The 21,362-nt window shown below is 74.1% G+C and carries 16 protein-coding genes; 10 read left to right on the forward strand and 6 right to left on the reverse strand.

The annotated features are described in order from the left end of the window. Nucleotides 1-142 precede the first annotated feature (142 nt). On the forward strand, nucleotides 143-2,830 hold the full coding sequence (polA, locus tag IEY75_RS07555) for a DNA polymerase I (protein WP_189113505.1): 2,688 nt from the start codon (nucleotides 143-145) through the stop codon (nucleotides 2,828-2,830). A 13-nt stretch (nucleotides 2,831-2,843) separates the two neighbouring features. On the opposite strand, the gene IEY75_RS07560 is transcribed toward polA, so the two are convergent. Continuing rightward, on the reverse strand, nucleotides 2,844-3,458 hold the full coding sequence (locus IEY75_RS07560; protein ID WP_189113506.1) for a Uma2 family endonuclease: 615 nt from the start codon (nucleotides 3,456-3,458) through the stop codon (nucleotides 2,844-2,846). Between the two features lie 36 nt (nucleotides 3,459-3,494). After that, nucleotides 3,495-4,337 carry a class I SAM-dependent methyltransferase gene (locus IEY75_RS07565; RefSeq protein ID WP_189113507.1) on the reverse strand — a complete coding sequence of 281 codons (843 nt, stop codon included), beginning with the start codon at nucleotides 4,335-4,337 and terminating at the stop codon, nucleotides 3,495-3,497. Nucleotides 4,338-4,581: 244 nt separating this feature from the next. On the opposite strand from IEY75_RS07565, the gene rpsA reads away from it, so the two are divergent. Next, a complete protein-coding gene (gene rpsA, locus IEY75_RS07570) occupies nucleotides 4,582-6,096 on the forward strand; it encodes a 30S ribosomal protein S1 (RefSeq protein ID WP_189113508.1) in 1,515 nt (504 codons plus the stop codon). A gap of 49 nt (nucleotides 6,097-6,145) precedes the next feature. Here the strand turns inward: rpsA and IEY75_RS07575 are convergent, their stop codons facing one another. After that, the gene (locus IEY75_RS07575) at nucleotides 6,146-6,499 is read right to left on the reverse strand and encodes a hypothetical protein (protein ID WP_189113509.1); all 354 of its coding nucleotides are present in this window, start codon (nucleotides 6,497-6,499) and stop codon (nucleotides 6,146-6,148) included. A gap of 164 nt (nucleotides 6,500-6,663) precedes the next feature. Here IEY75_RS07575 and coaE point away from each other — a divergent pair, with 164 nt between their 5' ends. The 3 genes from coaE to IEY75_RS07590 all read left to right on the forward strand — a co-directional run bounded on the left by coaE (nucleotide 6,664) and on the right by IEY75_RS07590 (nucleotide 11,669). Continuing rightward, a complete protein-coding gene (gene coaE, locus IEY75_RS07580; RefSeq protein ID WP_189113510.1) occupies nucleotides 6,664-7,794 on the forward strand; it encodes a dephospho-CoA kinase in 1,131 nt (376 codons plus the stop codon). A 428-nt stretch (nucleotides 7,795-8,222) separates the two neighbouring features. Beyond that, on the forward strand, nucleotides 8,223-10,367 hold the full coding sequence (gene uvrB, locus IEY75_RS07585; RefSeq protein ID WP_373290233.1) for an excinuclease ABC subunit UvrB: 2,145 nt from the start codon (nucleotides 8,223-8,225) through the stop codon (nucleotides 10,365-10,367). A 294-nt stretch (nucleotides 10,368-10,661) separates the two neighbouring features. Beyond that, the gene (locus tag IEY75_RS07590) at nucleotides 10,662-11,669 is read left to right on the forward strand and encodes a TerC family protein (protein WP_189113511.1); all 1,008 of its coding nucleotides are present in this window, start codon (nucleotides 10,662-10,664) and stop codon (nucleotides 11,667-11,669) included. 105 nt (nucleotides 11,670-11,774) lie between these two features. Here IEY75_RS07590 and typA read toward each other — a convergent pair whose 3' ends face one another. Beyond that, nucleotides 11,775-13,643, reverse strand: a complete 1,869-nt coding sequence (gene typA, locus IEY75_RS07595; RefSeq protein WP_189113512.1) for a translational GTPase TypA — start codon at nucleotides 13,641-13,643, stop codon at nucleotides 11,775-11,777. A 192-nt stretch (nucleotides 13,644-13,835) separates the two neighbouring features. Between typA and gsmA the strand changes: the two genes are divergently transcribed. Further along, nucleotides 13,836-14,897, forward strand: coding sequence for a sporangiospore maturation cell wall hydrolase GsmA (gene gsmA / locus IEY75_RS07600; protein ID WP_189113513.1), 1,062 nt, complete (start codon nucleotides 13,836-13,838; stop codon nucleotides 14,895-14,897). 11 nt (nucleotides 14,898-14,908) lie between these two features. On the opposite strand, the gene IEY75_RS07605 is transcribed toward gsmA, so the two are convergent. Then, complete coding sequence (locus IEY75_RS07605) at nucleotides 14,909-16,705, reverse strand: AfsR/SARP family transcriptional regulator (protein WP_189113514.1); 1,797 nt, start codon at nucleotides 16,703-16,705, stop codon at nucleotides 14,909-14,911. Between the two features lie 255 nt (nucleotides 16,706-16,960). Here IEY75_RS07605 and IEY75_RS07610 point away from each other — a divergent pair, with 255 nt between their 5' ends. The 4 genes from IEY75_RS07610 to IEY75_RS07625 all read left to right on the forward strand — a co-directional run bounded on the left by IEY75_RS07610 (nucleotide 16,961) and on the right by IEY75_RS07625 (nucleotide 20,623). Beyond that, nucleotides 16,961-17,545 carry a hypothetical protein gene (locus IEY75_RS07610; RefSeq protein ID WP_189113515.1) on the forward strand — a complete coding sequence of 195 codons (585 nt, stop codon included), beginning with the start codon at nucleotides 16,961-16,963 and terminating at the stop codon, nucleotides 17,543-17,545. Between the two features lie 200 nt (nucleotides 17,546-17,745). Further along, the gene (locus tag IEY75_RS07615; protein WP_229789429.1) at nucleotides 17,746-18,345 is read left to right on the forward strand and encodes an FKBP-type peptidyl-prolyl cis-trans isomerase; all 600 of its coding nucleotides are present in this window, start codon (nucleotides 17,746-17,748) and stop codon (nucleotides 18,343-18,345) included. Between the two features lie 183 nt (nucleotides 18,346-18,528). Continuing rightward, a complete protein-coding gene (locus IEY75_RS07620) occupies nucleotides 18,529-20,046 on the forward strand; it encodes a hypothetical protein (protein WP_189113516.1) in 1,518 nt (505 codons plus the stop codon). A gap of 79 nt (nucleotides 20,047-20,125) precedes the next feature. Beyond that, nucleotides 20,126-20,623 (forward strand): DUF456 domain-containing protein, encoded by a 498-nt coding sequence (locus IEY75_RS07625; protein ID WP_229789430.1) that lies wholly within the window; start codon nucleotides 20,126-20,128, stop codon nucleotides 20,621-20,623. Nucleotides 20,624-20,647: 24 nt separating this feature from the next. Here the strand turns inward: IEY75_RS07625 and IEY75_RS07630 are convergent, their stop codons facing one another. Further along, on the reverse strand, nucleotides 20,648-21,304 hold the full coding sequence (locus IEY75_RS07630) for an MBL fold metallo-hydrolase (RefSeq protein ID WP_189113517.1): 657 nt from the start codon (nucleotides 21,302-21,304) through the stop codon (nucleotides 20,648-20,650). Nucleotides 21,305-21,362: the final 58 nt, after the last annotated feature.

Genomic DNA, 21,362 nt, shown 5'->3' on the forward strand with positions numbered 1-21,362 from the left:
TGGGTGGATGAATCCTAGGGGAGCGGCGCAGGGCGCGGAACCCACAGCGGGTGCCGGCGCCGACACGCTGCGGTCGACCCGTCCGCGCCGACCGGCACGGCCTCGCCCGCGCCGTCACACCGGGCCGTTAGAGTCGCCTGCTGTGACGGAAACTCCCCGGCTGCTGCTGCTCGACGGCCACTCGCTGGCCTACCGCGCCTTTTTCGCCCTGCCCGTGGAGAACTTCTCCACCACCACGGGCCAGCACACGAACGCCGTGTACGGCTTCACGTCGATGCTGATCAACGTCCTTCGGGACGAGCGGCCCAGCCACATCGTGGTCGCCTTCGACGTGTCCCGGCGGTCGTTCCGCACCGAGCGGTACGCCGAGTACAAGGCCAACCGCAGCGAGTCGCCGAGCGAGTTCGGCGGCCAGGTCAGCCTGGTGCAGGAGGTCCTCGCCGCGCTGCGGATCCCGGTGGTCGAGAAGCCCGGGTACGAGGCCGACGACGTGATCGCCACCCTGGCCCGCGAGGCCCGCGAGGCGGGCATGGACGTGCTCATCTGCACCGGCGACCGGGACGCCTTCCAACTGATCGACGACCGCACGACGGTGCTGTACCCGCGCAAGGGCGTCTCCGACCTCGCGCGGATGGACCCGGCCGCCGTCACCGACCGGTACGGCGTCGGCCCCGACCGGTACCGCGACCTCGCGGCGCTCGTCGGCGAGTCCAGCGACAACCTGCCGGGCGTGCCCGGGGTCGGCCCGAAGACGGCGGCGAAGTGGATCGGCCAGCACGACGGCCTCGACGGGATCGTCGCCCACGTCGACCAGATCAGGGGCAAGGCGGGGGAGAGCCTGCGCGAGCGCCTCGCCGACGTGCTGCGCAACCACGAGCTGAACCGCCTCGTCGACGACCTGGAGTTGCCGCTGCACCCGGCGGACGCCCGCTGGGCGGGCTGGGACCGCGAGGCTGTCCACCAGGTGTTCGACGCGCTGGAGTTCAAGATCCTGCGGGACCGGCTGTACCAGTACCTCGACGCCGTCGAGCCGGAGGCCGAGGCGGGCTTCGACCTGGCCGGCGAGGTGCTCGCCCCCGGCGCGCTCGCCGACTGGCTGGCGGCCCACGCCGCCGACGGCGCGCCGGTCGGCATGGCGGTGGCGGGCTCCTTCGGGCGCGGCACCGGCACGTTCGCGGGGCTGGCCCTGGCCGCCGCCGACGGCGCCGCCGCGTGGATCGACCCGGCGGCGCTGGACGCCGCGGACGACGGCGCGCTGGCGGCGTGGCTGGCCGACCCGGGCCGCGGCAAGATCCTGCACGACGCCAAGCCCGCCCTGCTGGCCTGTGCCGCCCGCGGTTGGTCCCTGGCCGGCCTGACCCGGGACACGGCGCTGGCCGCCTACCTGGCCCGCCCCGACCAGCGCACCTACGACCTGACCGACCTCGCGCTGCGCTACCTGCACCGCGAGCTGCGGGTGGAGGAGCCCGACGACGGCCAGCTCACCCTCGACGGCCTCGGCGACGACGACGGCCGGGCCGAGCAGGCGCTCATGCTGCGCGCCCGGGCCACCCTGGACCTGGCCGCCGCGCTGGACGAGGAGCTGGGCCGCGACGGCGACGCCTCCGCCCGCCTGCTCGCCGAGGTGGAGCAGCCGCTGCTGGAGGTGCTGGCGGGCCTGGAGCGCACCGGCATCGCCGCCGACACCGACTACCTGTCGGAGTTGGAGGCGCACTTCGCCGCCGAGGTCAAGGCCGCCGCCCAGGCCGCGTACGGCGTGGTGGGGCGCGAGTTCAACCTCGGCTCACCCAAGCAGCTCCAGGAGATCCTGTTCACCGAGCTGGCGCTGCCGAAGACCAAGAAGATCAAGACCGGGTACACCACGGACGCCGAGGCGCTGCAGAACCTGTTCGCGCAGACGGAGCACCCCGTCCTGGCCCACCTGCTGCGCCACCGCGACGTGGCCAAGCTCAAGTCGACGGTGGACGGCCTGCTGAAGTCCGTCGCCGACGACGGCCGGATCCACACCACCTTCTACCAGACCGTCGCCGCCACGGGCCGGCTGTCGTCCACCGACCCGAACCTGCAGAACGTGCCCATCCGCACGGAGGAGGGGCGTCGGATCCGCCGGGCGTTCATGGTCGGCGCCGGGTACGAGTCGCTGATGACCGCGGACTACAGCCAGATCGAGATGCGGATCATGGCGCACCTGTCCGAGGACGCCGCGCTCATCGAGGCGTTCCGGACCGGCGAGGACTTCCACACCACGACCGCGTCCTTCGTGTTCGGGGTGCCGATGCAGGAGGTCGTGCCGGAGCAGCGGCGCAAGATCAAGGCGATGAACTACGGCCTGGCGTACGGGCTGTCGGCGTTCGGCCTGTCCAACCAGTTGCGGATCGCCACCGACGAGGCGCGGGCGCTGATGGAGCAGTACTTCGACCGCTTCGGCGGCGTCCGCGCGTACCTGCACTCGGTCGTGGCGCAGGCGCGCCAGGACGGCTACACCTCGACGATGCTCGGCCGCCGCCGCTACCTGCCGGACCTGGTCAGCGACAACCGCCAGCGCCGGGAGATGGCCGAGCGGATGGCGCTGAACGCGCCCATCCAGGGCTCGGCCGCCGACATCATCAAGGTCGCGATGCTGCGGCTGGACGGCGCGCTGCGGGAGGCCAACCTGCGCTCGCGGATGCTGCTCCAGGTCCACGACGAACTCGTCCTGGAGGTCGGGCCGGGCGAGCGGGCCGCGCTGGAGGAGGTCGTGCGCCGCGAGATGGGCGGCGCCGCCGCGCTGTCGGTACCGCTGGAGGTCTCGGTGGGCGTGGGCCGGGACTGGGACACCGCCGCCCACTGACCGCGGCCGCCGGTCAGGGTGTGATCTGGGCGATCGGCAGCCGGATGGCGAACGGCTCGCCGAGCTTCAGGACGTCCGCGCTGTCGCCGACGAGCGCGTACTCCCGGAAGCCGCTGCGCCCCGGGTGGTCGCTGAGCCGGTACGCGTAGACGTGCACCGGGTCCTGCTCGACGCGCCAGTAGTGCCGGATGCCGGCGGCGGCGTACTCGCCCGGCTTGGCGAACCGGTCGGTGCGCCGGGTGCCCGGCGAGACGATCTCCACGGCCACGACGACCTGGTCGGCGGTGAGGAAGTGGCGGCTGCCGTCGCCGCCGGCCAGGCGGAGCACGACGTCGGGGATGCGGACGTCGCGCTCGCTGAGCGCGACGCCGACGGCCAGGGCGGTCTTGTACCCGGCCGGCGCGTGCGCCCGCAGCCAGGCCCAGAGCAGGGCGGATATGTCCTGGTGGTCTTCGCTGGGGGAGGGGGCCACGTGCAGCACTCCGTCCACGAGTTCGACGCGGGGGGCGTCGGCAGGGAGATCCAGGAGATCTTCCAGGGTGTGGTCGGCGCGGATCTGACGGAGCGGATCGGGCTGCCAGGGCGCCGCGCCGACGACTGCGGCGGACGGCGTCTGCTCAGCGGTCACCGGAGGAGTGTACGTCTGACGCACCCGCACCGGACCTCACATGCTCGGCGGCTTCTGGCTCAGGAAGACGGCCGTACCCGGGAAGATCCGGCCGCGCAGCGGGCTCCACTGGCCCCACACGCCGTCGTGGTCGGCCGGCCACTCCGGCTCGACGAGGTCGGTGAGGACGAACCCCGCGGCGACCAGCTCCCGGATCCGGTCGCCGAGGGTGCGGTGCTGTTCGACGTAGGTGGCCCGGCCGGCGCGGTCGTGCTCGACGTAGGGACGGCGATCGAAGTACGAGTGTACCGCCGTCAGTCCGTTTTCACCCGGGTCGTCCAGGAAAATCCAGCGGAACGGATGGGTGACCGAAAACACCCACCGGCCACCTGGTCGTAACACCCGCGCGACCTCCCGCGTGAGCGCCCCGGAGTCGGCCACGAACGGGACCGCGCCGAACGCCGTGCAGACGATGTCGAAGCTGGCGTCGCGCAGCGGCAGCGCCAGCGCGTCGGCCTGCACCAGCGGCACCCGCACACCGGTCCGCGCCGCGGCCTGCGCGGCGTGCCGCAGCATCCCGGCCGACAGGTCCAGCGCCGTCACCCGCGCGCCCTCGCCGGCCAGCCAGCGGGCCGCCGCCGCGGCGCCGCAGCCCAGCTCCAGCACCCGCCGGCCGGCGACGGGGCCCAGCAGCCGGGCGTCGGCCTCCCGCAGCCGCTCGGGGCACCAGACGAAGTCCGCGTCGCCCAGGAAGGCGCCGTGCGCGGCCTGGTACGCGTCGGCGTCGCCGTCCCACCAACGGCGGCTGGCCCGGCGACTCTCGGTGTCGGTCACCGCCCGCCGGGTCACCCCCGCCGTGCCGGTCGCCGCGGCCGGGGGCGGGTCGGGGAGGCTGTCCATGGCCGTACGGTACGGCGCGGGCGCCGGCCGGCCCGGATCCGCCGGGGCGTGTGGTGGCCCTTGCGTGCTGTGGTATTAGGCACGGTAAGCTGTCCGGTGCGCTTGCGGTTCGCGCACCTCGGCAGGGAGTAGGTGTGACGCGCGAGCCGGAACCACCCGCGGTGCCGCCGCGCGTGGGGCCGGCCATCGCCCCCAGGCGCGGCAAAGGTCACCGCTACACCATCCGTTCGGAGCAACCGCCCACATGACGAGCAGCATCGAGGCCCCCTCGAGCGCCAACAGGGTCACCATTGACGATCTCGGTTCCGAGGAGGCTTTCCTCGCCGCGATCGACGAGACCATCAAGTACTTCAACGACGGCGACATTGTCGAAGGCACCGTCGTCAAGGTCGACCGGGACGAGGTCCTGCTCGACATCGGCTACAAGACCGAGGGAGTCATCCCCTCGCGCGAGTTGTCGATCAAGCACGACGTCGACCCCGCCGAGGTGGTGTCGGTCGGTGACCACATCGAGGCCCTCGTCCTCCAGAAGGAGGACAAGGAAGGCCGCCTGATCCTCTCGAAGAAGCGGGCGCAGTACGAGCGCGCGTGGGGCACCATCGAGAAGATCAAGGAGGAGGACGGCGTCGTGCGCGGCTCCGTCATCGAGGTCGTCAAGGGTGGCCTCATCCTGGACATCGGCCTGCGCGGCTTCCTGCCCGCGTCGCTGGTCGAGATGCGGCGGGTCCGCGACCTCCAGCCGTACGTCGGCCGGGAGCTCGAAGCCAAGATCATCGAGCTGGACAAGAACCGCAACAACGTGGTCCTGTCCCGCCGGGCGTGGCTGGAGCAGACGCAGTCCGAGGTGCGCACCGAGTTCCTCAACAAGCTCCAGAAGGGACAGGTCCGCAAGGGCGTCGTCTCCTCGATCGTCAACTTCGGCGCGTTCGTGGACCTCGGCGGCGTCGACGGCCTGGTGCACGTCTCCGAGCTGTCCTGGAAGCACATCGACCACCCGTCCGAGGTTGTCGAGGTCGGCCAGGAGGTCGAGGTCGAGGTCCTGGACGTCGACCTGGACCGCGAGCGGGTCTCCCTGTCGCTGAAGGCGACGCAGGAGGACCCGTGGCGCCAGTTCGCCCGGACCCACGCGATCCAGCAGATCGTGCCGGGCAAGGTCACCAAGCTGGTGCCGTTCGGCGCGTTCGTGCGCGTCGACGACGGCATCGAGGGCCTGGTGCACATCTCCGAGCTGGCCGAGCGCCACGTCGAGATCCCGGAGCAGGTCGTCCAGGTCGGCTCGGACGTCATGGTCAAGGTCATCGACATCGACCTGGAGCGCCGGCGGATCTCGCTGTCGCTCAAGCAGGCGAACGAGGGCTTCCAGGAGGGCGAGGAGCACTTCGACCCGACCCTCTACGGCATGGCCGCCACGTACGACAACGAGGGCAACTACATCTACCCCGACGGCTTCGACCCGGAGACCGGCGAGTGGATGGAAGGCTTCGACAAGCAGCGTGAGGAGTGGGAGCGGCAGTACGCCGAGGCCCGCACCCGCTGGGAGGCGCACACCAAGCAGGTCGTCGCCTCCCGCGCCGCCGAGGCCGAGGCGGAGGCCGCTCCGCCGGCCGCCGCGTCCTCGACCAGCACCAGCGGGCCGGCCGCGGCGACCTCGTCGTCGTCCTCGTCGACCCCCGCCCGCACGTCCCAGGAGCCCAGCGGCACCCTGGCGACGGACGAGGCGCTCGCGGCCCTGCGCGAGAAGCTGGCCGGCAACAAGTAGGCACCACCCGCTTCCCCACTGAGGGCGCAGCCGCGACGCGGCTGCGCCCTCAGTGCATGGCCTCGGCGAGAGCGGCCGCGCCGGACAGGCCGTACCAGGCGGCCGGCGCGGCCACGGCACCCAGCACGGCCACCGTGAGCCGGACAGCGTGCGGGCCGCCGCCGGGCGCGCGGTGCGAGCGGATCGGATCGGGGTCCACCCCGACGGGCCGGAACGGGGTCGCCGCCGCCGGGTCGGCCTCCGGCGAGGTGCGGCGCTGGGCGGCCGCCCGCAGGGCCGCGGTGGCGAGCAGGACCGCGCGCTGGGTGACCGGGGCGACGGTCCACCGCTGGCTCTCGCGGTGCCGCGCCGTGTGCCCGGGCTCGGCGAACGGCGCCAGGAGCGGGTGGGAACGCGGTGTCACGGGCACCTCCGGTGTCGCGCGGGCCAGGGCTGCCGCCCACCGCGTACACCGGCCGCGGCACGCCGCTCTGCGCAGTTAATCCCGTACGGGGTGCCGGCGGTCATCATGTCCGGGCGCGTCACCTGTTCGGGTACTTGCCGCCCGGGTGCTGTTTACTGGTACCCGTGTTGCAGATCGCCCTGACCGGCGGGATCGGCGCGGGAAAGAGCGCGGTGGCGGCCCGCCTGGTCACCCGCGGCGCGGTCCTCGTGGACGCCGACGTGCTCGCCCGCGAGGCGGTGGCCCGGGGCACCGACGGCCTCGCCGAGGTGGTCGCCGCGTTCGGGCCGTCCGTGCGCGCCGCCGACGGCGACCTGGACCGGGCGGCGCTGGCCGGCCTGGTGTTCACCGACGCGCAGGCCCGGCGCCGGCTGGAGGGCATCGTCCACCCGCGGGTCCGCGCCCGGGCCGCCGCGCTGGTCGCCGCGGCGCCGCCGGACGCGGTCGTCGTGCACGACATCCCGCTGCTGGCGGAGTCCGGGCAGGCGGCCGCCTACCCGCTGGTGGTGGTCGTCGACGCGGCCCGCCGGGTCCGCCTGGACCGGCTGGTCGCCACCCGCGGGATGAGCGAGCAGGACGCCGCCGCCCGGATCGACGCCCAGGCCACCCGGGCGCAGCGGCTGGCGGTCGCCGACGTCGTACTGCCGAACGAGTCCACCCCGGCCGCGCTGCACGCGGCGGTCGACCGGCTCTGGGACCGGCGGCTGCTGCCCTTCGCGGCGCACCTGCGCACGGGGACGCCGCCGCCGCGGGCCGCGCCGACGGTCGTACCGCCGGATCCCGGCTGGGCGGCGCAGGGCGACCGGCTGTGCGCCCGGCTCCGGCACGCGCTGGGCACGGCGGCCGGCCGGGTCGCGCACGTCGGCCCGACCGCCGTACCGGGCCTGCCGGCGCCCGACGTGCTGGACGTGCAGGTCGTGGTCGACTCGTCCGCGGCTGCCCGCACCGCGGCGGCGGGCTGCGGCCCGGCCGGCCTGGTGGTCCCGCCCCGGCGGACGGAGGCCGCGCGGGGCGAGGCGTGGGCCGTCGAGGCGGACGCGCTGCGGCCGGTGACCGTCCGCTTCACCCCGGCGGCCTCGCCCGCCTGGCGCCAGCGGCTGCTGCTGCGCGACTGGCTGCGCGCCGACCCAGCCGCCCGGAGTGCCTGGACCGACCTGCAGGGCGCCCGCCCGCCCGGTGGCGGGGCGTCGCCGGATGAGGCGCTGGGGCGGGCGGCGGGGGAGTGGGCGGCGCGGACGGGCTGGACGCCGACGTGAGCGCTCGCGGCGGCCGGGGGTGCGCTCACCGGACGGACCGGGGCTGCTACCGCGCCACAGGCGGCGTGTCCCGGCCGCGCCCGCCGCCGGTCGTGAGAGCGGCCGCGGGCGGCGGCGCCGGAGCCGCCTGACGGCCGCCGCGAGCGGCCACGGCCCACCGTAGCGACGCCGGGTGGCCGGCACAATCAATATCCCGGCCACCCGGTGTGCGCCATCCGCACGCCCGGCGGGTTGTCGGACCCGCGGCGTAGGTTGGTCGCATGGCTCCTGACGTCCCCGCCGCCCGCCCATCACCCGGGCCGACACCATCCGGGCCGACACCATCCGGGCCGACACCGTCCGAGCCGACACCGTCCGGGCTCGCCGCTTCCGGCCCGGGGTCGTCCGGGGCCGGGTCGTCCGGCGGCGCCGCACCCGGGGTGCCCGCGCTGCCGCACCTGCCCGGACTGGTGATCCCCCGGATCGCCGGCGAGTTCCGGGTCGTCAGTGACTTCCAGCCCGCGGGCGACCAGCCGGCGGCGATCGACGCCCTCGCCGCGCGGGTCCGCCGCGGCGACCGGCACACCGTCCTGCTCGGCGCCACCGGCACCGGCAAGAGCGCCACCACCGCGTGGCTGATCGAGCGGCTCCAGCGCCCGGCGCTGGTGCTGGCGCCGAACAAGACGCTGTGCGCCCAGCTCGCCAAGGAGTTCCGCGAGCTGCTGCCGCACAACGCGGTGGAGTACTTCGTCTCGTACTACGACTACTACCAGCCCGAGGCGTACATCCCGCAGACCGACACCTACATCGAGAAGGACTCCTCGATCAACGAGGAGGTGGAGCGCCTGCGCCACTCGGCGACCATGTCGCTGCTCACCCGTCGCGACGTCGTCGTGGTGGCCACCGTCTCGGCGATCTACGGCCTGGGCACCCCGCAGGAGTACCTGGAGCGCGCGGCCCGGGTTGCCGTGGGGGAGGAGGTCGACCGCGACGCGCTGCTGCGCCGGCTCGTCGAGATCCAGTACACCCGCAACGACATGGCGTTCCAGCGCGGCACGTTCCGCGTCCGCGGCGACACCCTGGAGATCATTCCAGCGTACGAGGAGCTGGCGATCCGGGTCGAGTTCTTCGGCGACGAGATCGAGCGCCTGTCCTACCTGCACCCGCTCACCGGCGACACCGTCCGGGAGGTCGACCAGCTCCTCATCTTCCCGGCGAGCCACTACGCCGCGGGCCCGCAGCGGATGGAGCGGGCCATCGGCGGCATCGAGGCCGAGCTGGCGGCCCGGCTCGACGAACTGGACCGGCAGCAGAAGCTGCTGGAGGCGCAGCGGCTGCGGATGCGGACGACGTACGACATCGAGATGATGCGCCAGGTCGGCTTCTGCTCGGGCATCGAGAACTACTCCCTGCACATCGACGGCCGGCAGCCGGGCGACCCGCCGCACTGCCTGCTCGACTACTTCCCCGACGACTTCGTCACCGTCATCGACGAGTCGCACGTGACGGTCCCGCAGATCGGCGGCATGTACGAGGGCGACGCCTCGCGCAAGCGCATCCTCATCGACCACGGCTTCCGGCTGCCGTCGGCGGCCGACAACCGGCCGCTGCGGTTCGACGAGTTCCTGGAGCGGGTCGGCCAGATGGTCCTGCTCTCGGCGACACCGGGCTCCTGGGAGCTGGAGCGCAGCGGCGGGGAGTACGTCGAGCAGGTCATCCGCCCCACCGGCCTGGTCGACCCCGAGGTGGTCGTCAAGCCCACCAAGGGCCAGATCGACGACCTCATCCACGAGATCCGGCTGCGCGTGGAGCGCGACGAGCGGGTCCTGGTCACCACCCTGACGAAGAAGATGTCCGAGGACCTCACCGACTACCTGCTGGAGCACGGCATCCGGGTCCGGTACCTGCACTCCGAGGTGGACACCCTGCGCCGGGTCGAGCTGCTGCGCGAGCTGCGCAAGGGCGACTACGACGTGCTCGTGGGCATCAACCTGCTGCGCGAGGGGCTGGACCTGCCGGAGGTGTCGCTGGTGGCGATCCTCGACGCGGACAAGGAGGGCTTCCTGCGCAGCGGGCGCTCGCTGATCCAGACGATCGGCCGGGCGGCGCGCAACGTCTCGGGCCAGGTGCACATGTACGCCGACAAGATCACGCCGTCGATGCGCGCGGCGATCGACGAGACCGACCGGCGCCGGGCCCGCCAGGTGGCGCACAACGCGGCCCACGGCATCACGCCGGAGCCGCTCCGCAAGAAGATCCACGACATCCTCGACGACATCTGGCGCGACGCCGAGGACACCGCGGCGGCGCTCGGCGGCCACGGTCCCGGCGGGGCGATCGTCGGCGGCGCGGGCCGGCAGATGAGCCGCGGCAAGGCCCCGGTGCCGGAGACCCGCTCGAAGGCGCGCGGCGCGGTGGTCGCCTCGTCGGCGGGGATGGCCCGCGCCGACCTGGCGGCGCTGGTGCAGGAGTTGAACGACCAGATGCTCGGGGCCGCCCGTGAACTGCAGTTCGAGCTGGCGGCCCGGATCCGCGACGAGGTCGCGGAGCTGAAGAAGGAGCTGCGCGCGATGGACGCCACCGGCGTCCGCTGACGCCTAGCTTCCTAGGCCGGCGTCCGGGGTGCGGGGTTCGTCACCATCGGGCGGATCGCGTGGTCCCGAAGGTGCGGATCTTGGCCGACTGGGTAACAATGGCGGCGACAGGGAGGGGAGTATTCCCTCGCGGCGGAGTCGTCAGCACGGCGCCTGGTCGGTACGTCGACCGGGTGCCCGGCCCCGCCGGTCGCCCGGCCGGGGCGGCGGGAGAGACCTCCGCAGTCAGGTGTACCCGTACTTCGGGCGCGTCGCCGACGTGCCCGGGTGGAGCCGTGTCTGCCGGAGGCCTCGTTGAACGTGCCCGTCTGGGTGTGGATCGCCACACTCGCCGCGACCATCGCCCTACTCGTCGTCGACCTGCTCATCGTGGGACGGCGGCCCCACGAACCGAGCCTCCGCGAGTCCACGAGCTGGGTCCTGTTCTACGTCGCGCTCGCCCTGCTGTTCGGCGGGGGGCTGTGGTTCACCTCGGGGGGCGTGGTCGCGCAGGAGTTCTACGCCGGCTGGCTCACCGAGTACAGCCTGTCCGTGGACAACCTGTTCGTCTTCGTGATCATCATGAGCCGGTTCGCGGTGCCGCGGGAGTACCAGCAGAAGGTCCTGATGATCGGGATCATCCTGGCGCTGGTGCTGCGCGGCGCCTTCATCGCCGCGGGCGCGGCGCTGATCAGCCAGTTCGTCTGGGTCTTCTACCTGTTCGGCGTGTTCCTCGTCTACACCGCCGTCGGGCTGGCCCGGCACGGACAGGACGACGCGGGGGACTACAAGGAGAACATCGTCATCCGCTGGTCCCGGCGGGCGCTGCGGGTGGGGCCCGACTACGACGGCGCGCGCCTGACGACCGACAACGGGCGCGGCGGCCGGATGTTCACGCCGATGCTCATCGTGATGATCGCGATCGGCACGACCGACCTCATCTTCGCCCTGGACTCGATCCCGGCGATCTTCGGGCTGACCAAGGAGCCGTACCTGGTCTTCACCGCGAACGTCTTCGCGCTGATGGGCCTGCGCCAGCTCTACTTCCTGCTCGGTGGGCTGCTCGACCGGCTCGTGTACCTGTCCCTGGGGCTGGCGGTCGTGCTGGGCTTCATCGGCGTGAAGCTGGTGTTCGAGGCGATGCACGGCAACAACGTGCCGTTCATCAACGGCGGCGAGCCGATCGGCTGGGCGCCGCACATCGACATCAAGGTGTCGCTGGGCGTCATCATCGGCACCCTGGTGGTGGCCGCCGCGGCCAGCCTCGTCAAGACCCGCCGCGACAACAGCCGCGCCGTCCCGCCGGTACCGCCGGCCCGGTGAGGTGACCGGCGCGCGGCCGGCACCGCGCGCGGAAACGGCCGCCAGGCCCCGCCCCGGAGGGCGTCCTGGCGGCCGCTGCGCGTGGGCGTCCCCGTGAGGGGCGCCTCAGCTCTGGTGCTTGCGGCGGGCGGTGAGCCGGGCGCGCTGGCTGGCGTCCAGCACCACCTTGCGGATCCGCACGGCCGCCGGGGTCACCTCGACGCACTCGTCGTCGCGGCAGAACTCCAGCGCCTGCTCCAGCGACAGCCGCCGCGGCGGGATGACCTTCTCGGTCTCGTCCGCGGTGGAGGAGCGCATGTTGGTGAGCTTCTTCTCCTTGGTGATGTTGACGTCCATGTCGTCGGCGCGGGAGTTCTCGCCGACGATCATGCCCTCGTACACCTCGGTGGTCGGCTCGACGAAGAGCTGGCCCCGCTCCTGGAGGTTCAGCATGGCGAACGGGGTCACCACGCCGGACCGGTCGGCCACCAGCGAGCCGTTGTTGCGGGTGCGCAGCTCGCCGAACCACGGCTCGTAGGTCTCGAAGACGTGGTGGGCGATGCCGGTGCCGCGGGTCTCGGTCAGGAACTCGGTGCGGAAGCCGATCAGGCCGCGCGCCGGGATCAGCCACTCCATCCGGATCCAGCCGGTGTTGTGGTTGGTGTACTGCTCCATCCGGCCCTTGCGGGTCGCCAGGAGCTGGGTGATCGCGCCCATGTACTCCTCGGGCGCGTCGATGGTCAGCCGCTCGACCGGCTCGCAGGTCTTCCCGTCGATCTCCCGGGTGACGACCTGCGGCTTGCCGACGGTCAGCTCGTAGGACTCGCGCCGCATCTGCTCGACGAGGATCGCCAGCGCCAGCTCGCCGCGGCCCTGGACCTCCCAGGCGTCGGGGCGCTCGGTGGGCAGCACGCGCAGCGAGACGTTGCCGACCAGTTCCTTCTCCAGCCGGTCCTTCACCATCCGCGCGGTGACCTTGCCGCCCTTGACCTTGCCGACCAGCGGCGAGGTGTTGGTGCCGATGACCATCGAGATGGCCGGCTCGTCCACGGTGATCAGGGGGAGGGCGACCGGGTTCTCCGCGTCCGCCAGCGTCTCGCCGATCATGATCTCGGGGATGCCGGCGATGGCGATGATGTCGCCCGGGCCGGCGGACTCGGCCGGCCGGCGCTCCAGGCCGTACGTCATCAGCAGCTCGGCGATGCGGACGTTGGCGATGGTGCCGTCGGTCTTGCACCAGGCCAGGCTCTGGCCCTTGCGGATCTCGCCCTGGCGGACCCGGCACAGCGCCAGCCGGCCGAGGAACGGCGAGGCGTCGAGGTTGGTCACGTGCGCCTGCAGCGGCGCGCCCTCGTCGTAGGCGGGGGCGGGGATCGTGTCCAGCAGCGTGCGGAACAGCGGCTCCACGCTGTCGCTGTCGTCGGGGACCTTGCCGTCCTCGGGCTTGGTCAGCGAGGCGACGCCGTCGCGGGCGCAGGCGTAGACGATCGGGAAGTCGATCTGCTGCTCGTCGGCGTCCAGGTCCAGGAACAGCTCGTACGTCTCGTCGATGACCTCGGCGATCCGCGCGTCCGGCCGGTCCACCTTGTTGATCACCAGGATGATCGGCAGGCGGGCCTTGAGGGCCTTGCGCAGGACGAACCGGGTCTGCGGCAGCGGCCCTTCGCTCGCGTCCACGAGCAGGACGACGCCGTCGACCATGGTCAGGCCGCGCTCCACCTCGCCGCCGAAGTCGGCGTGCCCGGGGGTGTCGATGATGTTGATCGTGACGGGGTCGGAGCCGTCGGCGGGGGCGTACGTGATGGCCGTGTTCTTGGCCAGGATCGTGATGCCCTTCTCGCGCTCCAGGTCTCCGGAGTCCATCACCCGGTCGGTCAGCTCGGCCCGCGCGGAGAAGGCACCGCCCTGGCGCAGCATCGCGTCGACGAGGGTGGTCTTGCCGTGGTCGACGTGGGCGACGATGGCAACGTTTCTCAGGTCCGTGCGGGTCTGCATAGACATCATCTTCCCGGAATCGGTCCGCTGACGCGTCGGTGGGTGCCCCAGTTCACGGCGGCGGCTGCGCCATCGTGCCGCGGTTCAGCGGTAATTCCGCGAAATCTGACGATATGCCCCAAGCGCCCCTAACATCGACGCCGCAGGGGTGGGCGGCAGAAGGGGAACCGCGTGCGGAGGCTCGGCTCGGGAATGGTGACCGTACTCGTGGGGGCGGCGACGCTGGTGGTGGCGGCCCCGCCGGCCGGGGCGGTGGTCCGGCGGACGGCGACGCTCCACACGACCGGGGCCTACGTCTACGTCCGCAACGGCCCCACCAGCACGAACCGGATCGTCGCCGCCGTCCGGCAGGGAACCCGGCTGAGCGTGAACTGCCAGGTCTTCGGCCAGGGGATGGCCGGGCGCGCGCGGACCACCGGCTACTGGGACAAGCTCACCTCCGGGGCGTACCTGTCCGACGCCTACGTGCGCTGGTACCCGAACCGGTCCGTCCCGTGGTGCAGCGCCAGCGGCCACCGCGCCGTCGCCGCCGTGTACAGCCGGACCGCCACCGTGACCGTCCACCGCGGCCCCGACACCCGGTACGCCGTGGTGGGCCGGCTGAGCAACCGGCAGCGGTTCGGCGTCGCCTGCCAGCAGTGGGGGCAGCGGGTCCAGGGGCCGCGGACCAGCAGTCCGATCTGGAACGTGCTGGCCACCGGCCGGCAGGTCCCCGACGCGCTCACCCTGTGGCGGCCGGGCCGCCCCGCGCTGCCGTGGTGCGGGCAGTCGCCGTGGAGCGGACCGGTGTCGCAGTCGACGTTCATCCGGCGGGTCGCCCCCGGCGCCCAGGCCGGCCAGCGCGCCTACCGGGTGCCCGCGTCGGTGACGATCGCGCAGGCCATCCTGGAGTCGGGCTGGGGCAGTAGCGGGCTGACCCGCCGGGACCACAACTACTTCGGCATCAAGTGCTTCGGCAACCCGGGCCAGGTCGCGGTCGGCTGCCGCTCCTACGCCACGCACGAGTGCGGCGGGGGGCGGTGCTGGAAGACCCGCGCGTCGTTCCGGGTGTACCGCAACCTCAACGGGTCGATGGTCGACCACGGGCGGTGGCTGGCCGAGCGGCCGCGGTACGCCGGGGCGTTCCGCTACCGCCTGTCGCCGGAGCGGTTCGCCATGGCGATCCACCGCGCCGGCTACGCGACCTCGCCGGTGTACGCGGCGAACCTGATCCGGATCATGCGTCGGTACCACCTGTACCGCTTCAACCGCTGACCCGGCGCCGGTCAGCGCCGGGAGTTGGTGTTCCAGCGCTCGGTCGGGGTGCTGCGGCGGCGCCGGCTCGGCACCGGCGTGCGGGCCTCGGGGACCGGCCCGCCGGCCGCCCGGGCGCGGACGGCGTCGCGCCGCTCCACCAGGTGCGCGCGGTGCGCCGCGGACACCTGCGCGTCGATCGCGGCGCGGATCAGCTCGGCGCGCAGCGCGACCCGGCCGTCGAGGTCCTCGGTGAGCAGGTGCGCGTGGACGAGCTGGTCCACGCCCGAGAGCACCTCCGGCAGGGCCAGGGCGGTCAGCTCGCGCACCTCGCCGACGGCCAGCGGGCCGACGGTCGCGCACAGGCGCAGGATCTCCCACGCCGAGGGCGGCAGCGCGCGGGCCCGGACCCGGGCCACGTGCATCGCCACGGACGCGGCCACCGGCGTCGGCGCGTCGACGACGCCCACCAGCGCGGGGACGCCGCCGGTCGCGGTCCAGCCGCCGTCGACCGGGGCCAGCTCGGCCTGCGTCAGCGGCTCCAGCCGCAGCACCAGGTCGGCGCCGAGGTTGGCCAGCGGCCGGCCGGCCAGCGCCGACGGGTACGGGTAGGCCAGGGCCAGCCGCAGCCCCGGGCAGTGGTCGCGCAGCCAGCCCAGCTCGGTGACGCTGTCGGCGTCCAGATCGGTGGCGTCGTCGACGGCCAGGACCGGCCGGTCCACCGCCCGCAGCGCGTCGGCGACGGCGGTCAGCTCGGCGACGCTCAGGCCGCGCTGGGCGCCCATCGCGGCCTCGACGGCCGCCCGCGCGGTCGACGCCGCGCCGAGGCCCTCCAGCGCGGAGCGCAGCCAGGTCAGGCGCAGGGTGTCGGTGGCGCCGGCACCCGGGCCGCGGCCCAGCCCGACCCGCTCCGGCGCCCGGCGCACGAGTTCGCTGAGCAGGGCCGACTTGCCGGCGCCGATCGGGCCGACGAGGTGCACCACGGCGGGGGCGCTGTCGGCGAGCAGCAGCTCCAGCTCCGTGCGCCGGCCGAGGAACAGCCGCGGCGGCGCGGCGGCCGGCCGGGCCGGCCGGGCGGCGGGACCCTGGCCGCGGCGGGCGACGATCTCGGCGCGCAGGTGCGCGGTCTCCACCGACGGCGGCACCCCCAGCTCCTCGTCGAGGGCCTGCTGGCACCGGTCGTACCAGCGCAGCGCGTCGTCGGTGCGGCCGAGGCCGGCGGCGGCGCGCATGGCCAGTCGGTACGGCGTCTCGGCGAACCGGTCCAGGGCGACGGCCTCGCCGGCCAGCCGCAGGGCGCGCGCCGGGTCGACCTCGACGGCGTCCCCCGCCAGCTCGCACAGCGCCAGCAGCAGCGCCTGGCGGACCTCGGCCCGGGGTCCGTCGGCCCACTCGGCGTACTCGTCGTCGCCGAAGGGCAGGTCCTCGGCCAGGTCCAGGATCCGCTGGCGCAGGGCGAGCCGGCCGGGGGTGCCGGCGGCGTGCTCGTCGGCGCCGCGGACGGCGGTCCGCAGCTCGGCCAGGTCCAGGTCGGCGCGCGCAGTGGCGAACAGGTACCCGCCCGCGCGGGTCACGATGAACGACTCGGCGGTCGGCCGGCCCGGCTGCAGGGTCCGGCGGATCAGGGAGATGTAGTGCTCCAGCGCGGCGACGTGGTTGCCGGGCAGCTCCTCGCCCCACACGGCGTCGGCCAGCGCGTCCTTGGACTGCGGGCGGTCGTGGCGGGCGGCGAGGACGCACAGCACCTGCCGGGCCCGCCGGGGCAGGCCGTCGGTGGGGACGACCTGGCCGTCGGGGCCGGCGACGCTGAGCCGACCGAGCACGGTCACGCGCACTGCGGTACCCCTTCTCACGCCGAACGAGGGCGCGACGGTGTCTCGCCAGGCGTCCCATCGGCGTCCCGGCGGGGCGCTGTAGAGAATCCCGGGGCCCGCTCAGCGGGGCTTCAGCCGGCCCACACGCCCGCCTCAGCGCGCGGTGGCACCCTGGGGTCGCAAGCCGCCGGACCGCGTGTCCCGGCGGCTTGCGCCACAGTTCGGGGAGGTGGGGACGTGGGTCGCGGATCAGTACTGCCGGAGCCGGCGGTGTCGCGTCGGGAGGCCGCCGCGGCGCGGCGGCCGGGGCTGCCGCCGCCGATCGGCGCGGTCCTGCTGGCGTGGGTGCGGGCGGCCCTGCTGCGCCCCGGGGTGGCCGACGACCCGCCCGCCCGCGGCGTCGCCGCGCTGCGCGCGCTGGACCGCAGGGTGGTGGCGGGTCTGGTGATGGTCACGGTGGGCGTGTGGCTGCTGGCGGTCACCCTGGCCGGCGAGCGGGCCGCCGACCCCCTCGACGACATCCCGGCCAACGGCCTGGTGCGGGTCGACCGGGTGGTCGACACCGCCGAGGCCGGCGTGCCGGCGGGGAGCCGCCGGGTGACGCTCAACGTCACGCTCGTGGCCGGTCCCCGGGAGCCCATGCGGTACGCGGGGGACAAGTTCGGCCTGTCGGTGGGGGGCGAGCAGCTCAGCCCGTTCCGCGTGGACCTGCCGGGCGATACGCTGCGTCCGCGGTCGCAGCTCTCCGGCCAGTTGGTCTTCGACGTGCCGGCGGCGACGGCGACGGCGGCGCTCACCCTGGGCGGCCGCCCCCTGACGACGGTGGACGTCCCGGTCGCCGGGGCCGCCCGCTGAGCGGCCGACCTGCCGCGGGGCCCTGGTGGGGTCGCTGTTCCCGGTTGGGTGGTTTAGTACGGTGGGGCGGCGCGGACCGGGCCGCCGGGCCGGCCGGCGCGTTCGCGGCGCCACGGGTGTGCACGGTGCCGCGGATGCCCGGGCGCCACGGGTGCGGGGCGCCGCAGCGGCGGGCTCCGACAAGACGTAGAGGCGGGAACGTGAGCGAGCACAACGAGCAGCGGGTGCGGTCGTCGATGTCGGGCGCCGCCCGGCGCATCGCCGAGGAGATGGCCGCCAAGCAGGCCGCGGAGGCGAAGCGGCGGCGGACGGCGTGGATCGGCTCGGCCATCGCCGTCCTCGTGGTCGCCGTCGGTGTCGTCGGCATCGTGGCGCTGAACACCGAGGACAAGCCGGGTTCGCCCACGGTCGAGGCGCCCGCCGCCAGCCCGGCGGCCCCGGGCCAGAAGCCGACCGTCACCGCCGGCACCGGCACCGTCACGAAGCTGGACGTCAAGGTGCTGCGGCCCGGTACCGGCCCCGAGGTCAAGTCGGGCCAGACGGTCACGGTGCACTACGTCGGCGTGACGCACAAGGACGGCAAGGAGTTCGACTCGTCCTGGAACACCGGGCAGCCGTTCGAGACCGCGATCGGTACCGGTTCGGTCATCAAGGGCTGGGACCAGGGCATCGTGGGCCAGAAGGTCGGCAGCCAGGTACAGCTCGACATCCCGGCCGCGCTCGCCTACGGCGAGAACCCGGGTCAGGGCCAGCCGGGCGGCGCACTGCGCTTCGTGGTGGACATCATCGCCGCGAAGTAGCGCCCGCGCACTGTCGGAAAGCGGACACGGGTGGTGCCGATCTCGGTCGGTACCACCCGTGTTCGGCGTCTCCGGCGGTGCCGAACTGTCCGTCCGGACGATGGCGTGCCCGGCCACCCGCTTGAGTAGCCTATCGGCGTCGCTCGATGGACAACGCGGGGGCGAGAGGGACGGGGTGACGCCATGGGAGACAGGCAGCAGCACGACCGGCAGCGTGGGGTGCCGCGCATCCGGGCGCGGCGGCGCGTCCGCTGGGCGGCCGGCGTGGGGGGCGTGCTGGCGCTCGCGCTGGGGCTGACCGCCGCGCCGTCGGCGGCCGCCGCGGACACCTACAGCTACCCGGTGCTGCCGGGTACGGCGCGCTGGGCGAAGTTCACCACGTACCAGCAGATGCTCGACGCCACCCAGCTTCCCGCGGCGACCGCCCGCCGGCTGTCCACGGCGGCCCTGGTCCGGGCGACGGTGGAGTACCCGCTGTTCAGCACGGTGCTGGCGTTCGACAACGCGCAGCACGGCTTCGCCCGGCTCGCGCAGCGGTTCCGCGGCGCCCAGGAACTGCTGCGCCGGCCCGACGCCGGGGCGGTGCTGCTGCACCGGTACGACGAGGCGACCGCGCGCGCCGCCACCCGCGGCCTGGCCGCGCCGTCGGCCGCCGCTGCGGACCGCACGCGGGTCGAGCTGTGGCAACTGGAGACCCTGCTCGGGCAGCCGGAGGTCCTGGGGGCGCTGCGCCCCGAGCAGCTCGACCGCGCGATGGCGCTGGGGGAGCGCGCGTACGCCCGCAAGGACGCCGAGCGGTCGCTGTACGGCCTCGGCGGCCTGGAGTCGACCGCGACCACCATGGGCCGCGCGCTGGCCCTGCGCGAGGGCTGGGACTGGCGCGCCGCCGCCCTGCTGCGCGGCGAGCCGCAGGCCTCCACGGCCTCGGTGGCCGAGGTCCGCGCCGCGGTCGCCGGCCACCGCGCGGGCCGGCCCCGGTCCCGCGCCCTGGCCGATCCGCCCCGCGACGGCGACGCCCCGCCCCCGCCGGCCGACCGCCCGGTGGAGCCCGGTACCGCCACCGGCCGGCCGACGGAGCCCGGCCAGCCGACCGTCCGCCCGACGGAGCCCGGTGGCGGCGGACGCCCCGACGACAACGGCAACGACGGCGGCGGCGACAACGGCAACGGCAACAACGACGGCGGCGGCAACGACAGCGGTGGCGACGGCGACGGCGACGAGGGCAGTGACGGCGGGGTGCCCGGCGGCGACCACGGCGACGAGGCCATCACCATCCGCACCCCCCGCGGCACCGAGGTCCCCGCGCAGCGGCAGGGCTCGGAGATGACGGACTCGGAGATGCGGGTCGTCGAGCGGGAGGTGGCGCGGATCTTCCCGCAGGCCGTGCAGGAGTCCAGCCCGACGCGGCGGTACAACTGCCACTCGTTCGCCTGGTACAGCCAGTCGCCGGCCAACGACGTCTGGCTCGACTCGCCGGGCGACGACGCGTTCTGGCTCGACGGCAGCTACCGGCAGTGGCAGAGCAACCAGCCCTTCCGCAGCGGGATGCGGGTGTCGTGGGCGTACGACGACCACAGCGGCATCGAGGTCGGCCGGACCGGCGAGATCCGGTCCAAGTGGGGCCGGATGCCGGTGATCCGGGCCGCCGCCGAGTACGACCCCTACGACGACACGGTCCTGAACCGCTACGTCCGCCGCTGAGCGCCGCGGGCGCGCGTTTCCGGCGCCGGGTCGGCCGGGCGGCGTGGCGCCCGCCGGCGGCGTACGGCACAGTGGGCGCGTGGACGAGACCGAACTGATCATCACGGTGGTGTGCGGCCTGGCGGTCCTCGCCGGCCTGGTCGGCGTGGTGGTGCCGGTGCTGCCGGGACTCCTGCTGTCGTGGGCCGGGGTCGGGGCGTGGGCGGTCTTCGCGGCCGAGGGCTGGCAGCGGTGGGCGGTGTTCGGCGCCGTGACGGTACTGGCGCTGGGCGCCACCGCGGCGAAGTACCTGTGGCCGGGCAAGCAGCTCAAGGACAGCGGCGTACCGAACCGCTCGCTGTTCGTCGGCGCGGCGCTGGGCGTCGTGGGCTTCTTCGTCGTCCCGGTGGTCGGCCTCCCGCTGGGCTTCGTCCTGGGCATCTGGCTGGCCGAGTGGACCCGGCTCGGCGACCGGGCGCGGGCCTGGCCCTCCACCGCGGAGGCGCTCAAGGCCGCCGGGCTGTCGATGTTGATCGAGTTCGCCGCCGCGATGGCGATCACCTTCGTCTGGATGCTGGGCGTGATCGGTCGCCTCTGACGGCCGCGCCGACCTGCGCGCCGCCTACCAGCCGCGCGCCCGCCACTGCGGGAGGTGGGGCCGCTCGGCCCCGAGCGTCGAGTCGCGGCCGTGCCCGGGGTAGAACCAGGTGTCGTCGGGCAGCCGGCCGAACACCTTGCGCTCCAGGTCGCTCATCAGGCTGTCGAAGTCCTCAGGGCTCGTGGTCCTTCCAGCCCCACCCGGGAACAGGGAGTCCCCGGTGAACAGGTGGTCGGTGCCCCCGGGCGCCGGGTCGCGGTAGTGCAGCGCGAGCGCCCCGGGCGTGTGCCCCGCGAGGTGGATCACCGTGAGGCCGCACTCCCCGACCCGGACGGTGTCGCCGTCGTCCACCGGCGTCGGCGGCCCGGGGACCGCCGCGGCGTCGGCGCGGTGGGCGAGGCTGGCCGCGCCGGTCGCCGCCACGACCGCCGCGAGCGCCCGCACGTGGTCGTGGTGCCGGTGGGTGGTCACGACCGTGCGCAGGCCGCCGTCGCCGGCCAGCGCGAGCAGCCGGTCGGCCTCCGCGGCGGCGTCCACGAGGAGCTGCTCGCCGGTGCGCCGGCAGCGCAGCAGGTACGCGTTGTTGTCCAGGTCCCCGACCGAGACCTTGGTGATCGTCAGTGCCGCCAGCTCCCGGACCGCGGGCGGCCCGCCCGGTGTCACGTCCCCGGTGTACGTCATGGAGGGGCTCCCTTCCCGATCCGGTGACCCTAGCGGCCCCGGCGGCCGGGCACCGGCC

It is taken from the genome of Pilimelia terevasa (assembly GCF_014647915.1).
Classification (GTDB): Bacteria; Actinomycetota; Actinomycetes; order Mycobacteriales; family Micromonosporaceae; genus Pilimelia; species Pilimelia terevasa.

Excerpts from the sequence above, each read along its gene's own strand:
- IEY75_RS07620 (WP_189113516.1), top strand. The coding sequence starts at position 18,529 with ATGGGAGACAGGCAGCAGCACGACCGGCAGCGTGGGGTGCCGCGCATC.
- typA (WP_189113512.1), bottom strand. The coding sequence starts at position 13,643 with ATGCAGACCCGCACGGACCTGAGAAACGTTGCCATCGTCGCCCACGTC.
- IEY75_RS07630 (WP_189113517.1), bottom strand. The coding sequence starts at position 21,304 with ATGACGTACACCGGGGACGTGACACCGGGCGGGCCGCCCGCGGTCCGG.
- IEY75_RS07565 (WP_189113507.1), bottom strand. The coding sequence starts at position 4,337 with ATGGACAGCCTCCCCGACCCGCCCCCGGCCGCGGCGACCGGCACGGCG.
- rpsA (WP_189113508.1), top strand. The coding sequence starts at position 4,582 with ATGACGAGCAGCATCGAGGCCCCCTCGAGCGCCAACAGGGTCACCATT.
- gsmA (WP_189113513.1), top strand. The coding sequence starts at position 13,836 with ATGGTGACCGTACTCGTGGGGGCGGCGACGCTGGTGGTGGCGGCCCCG.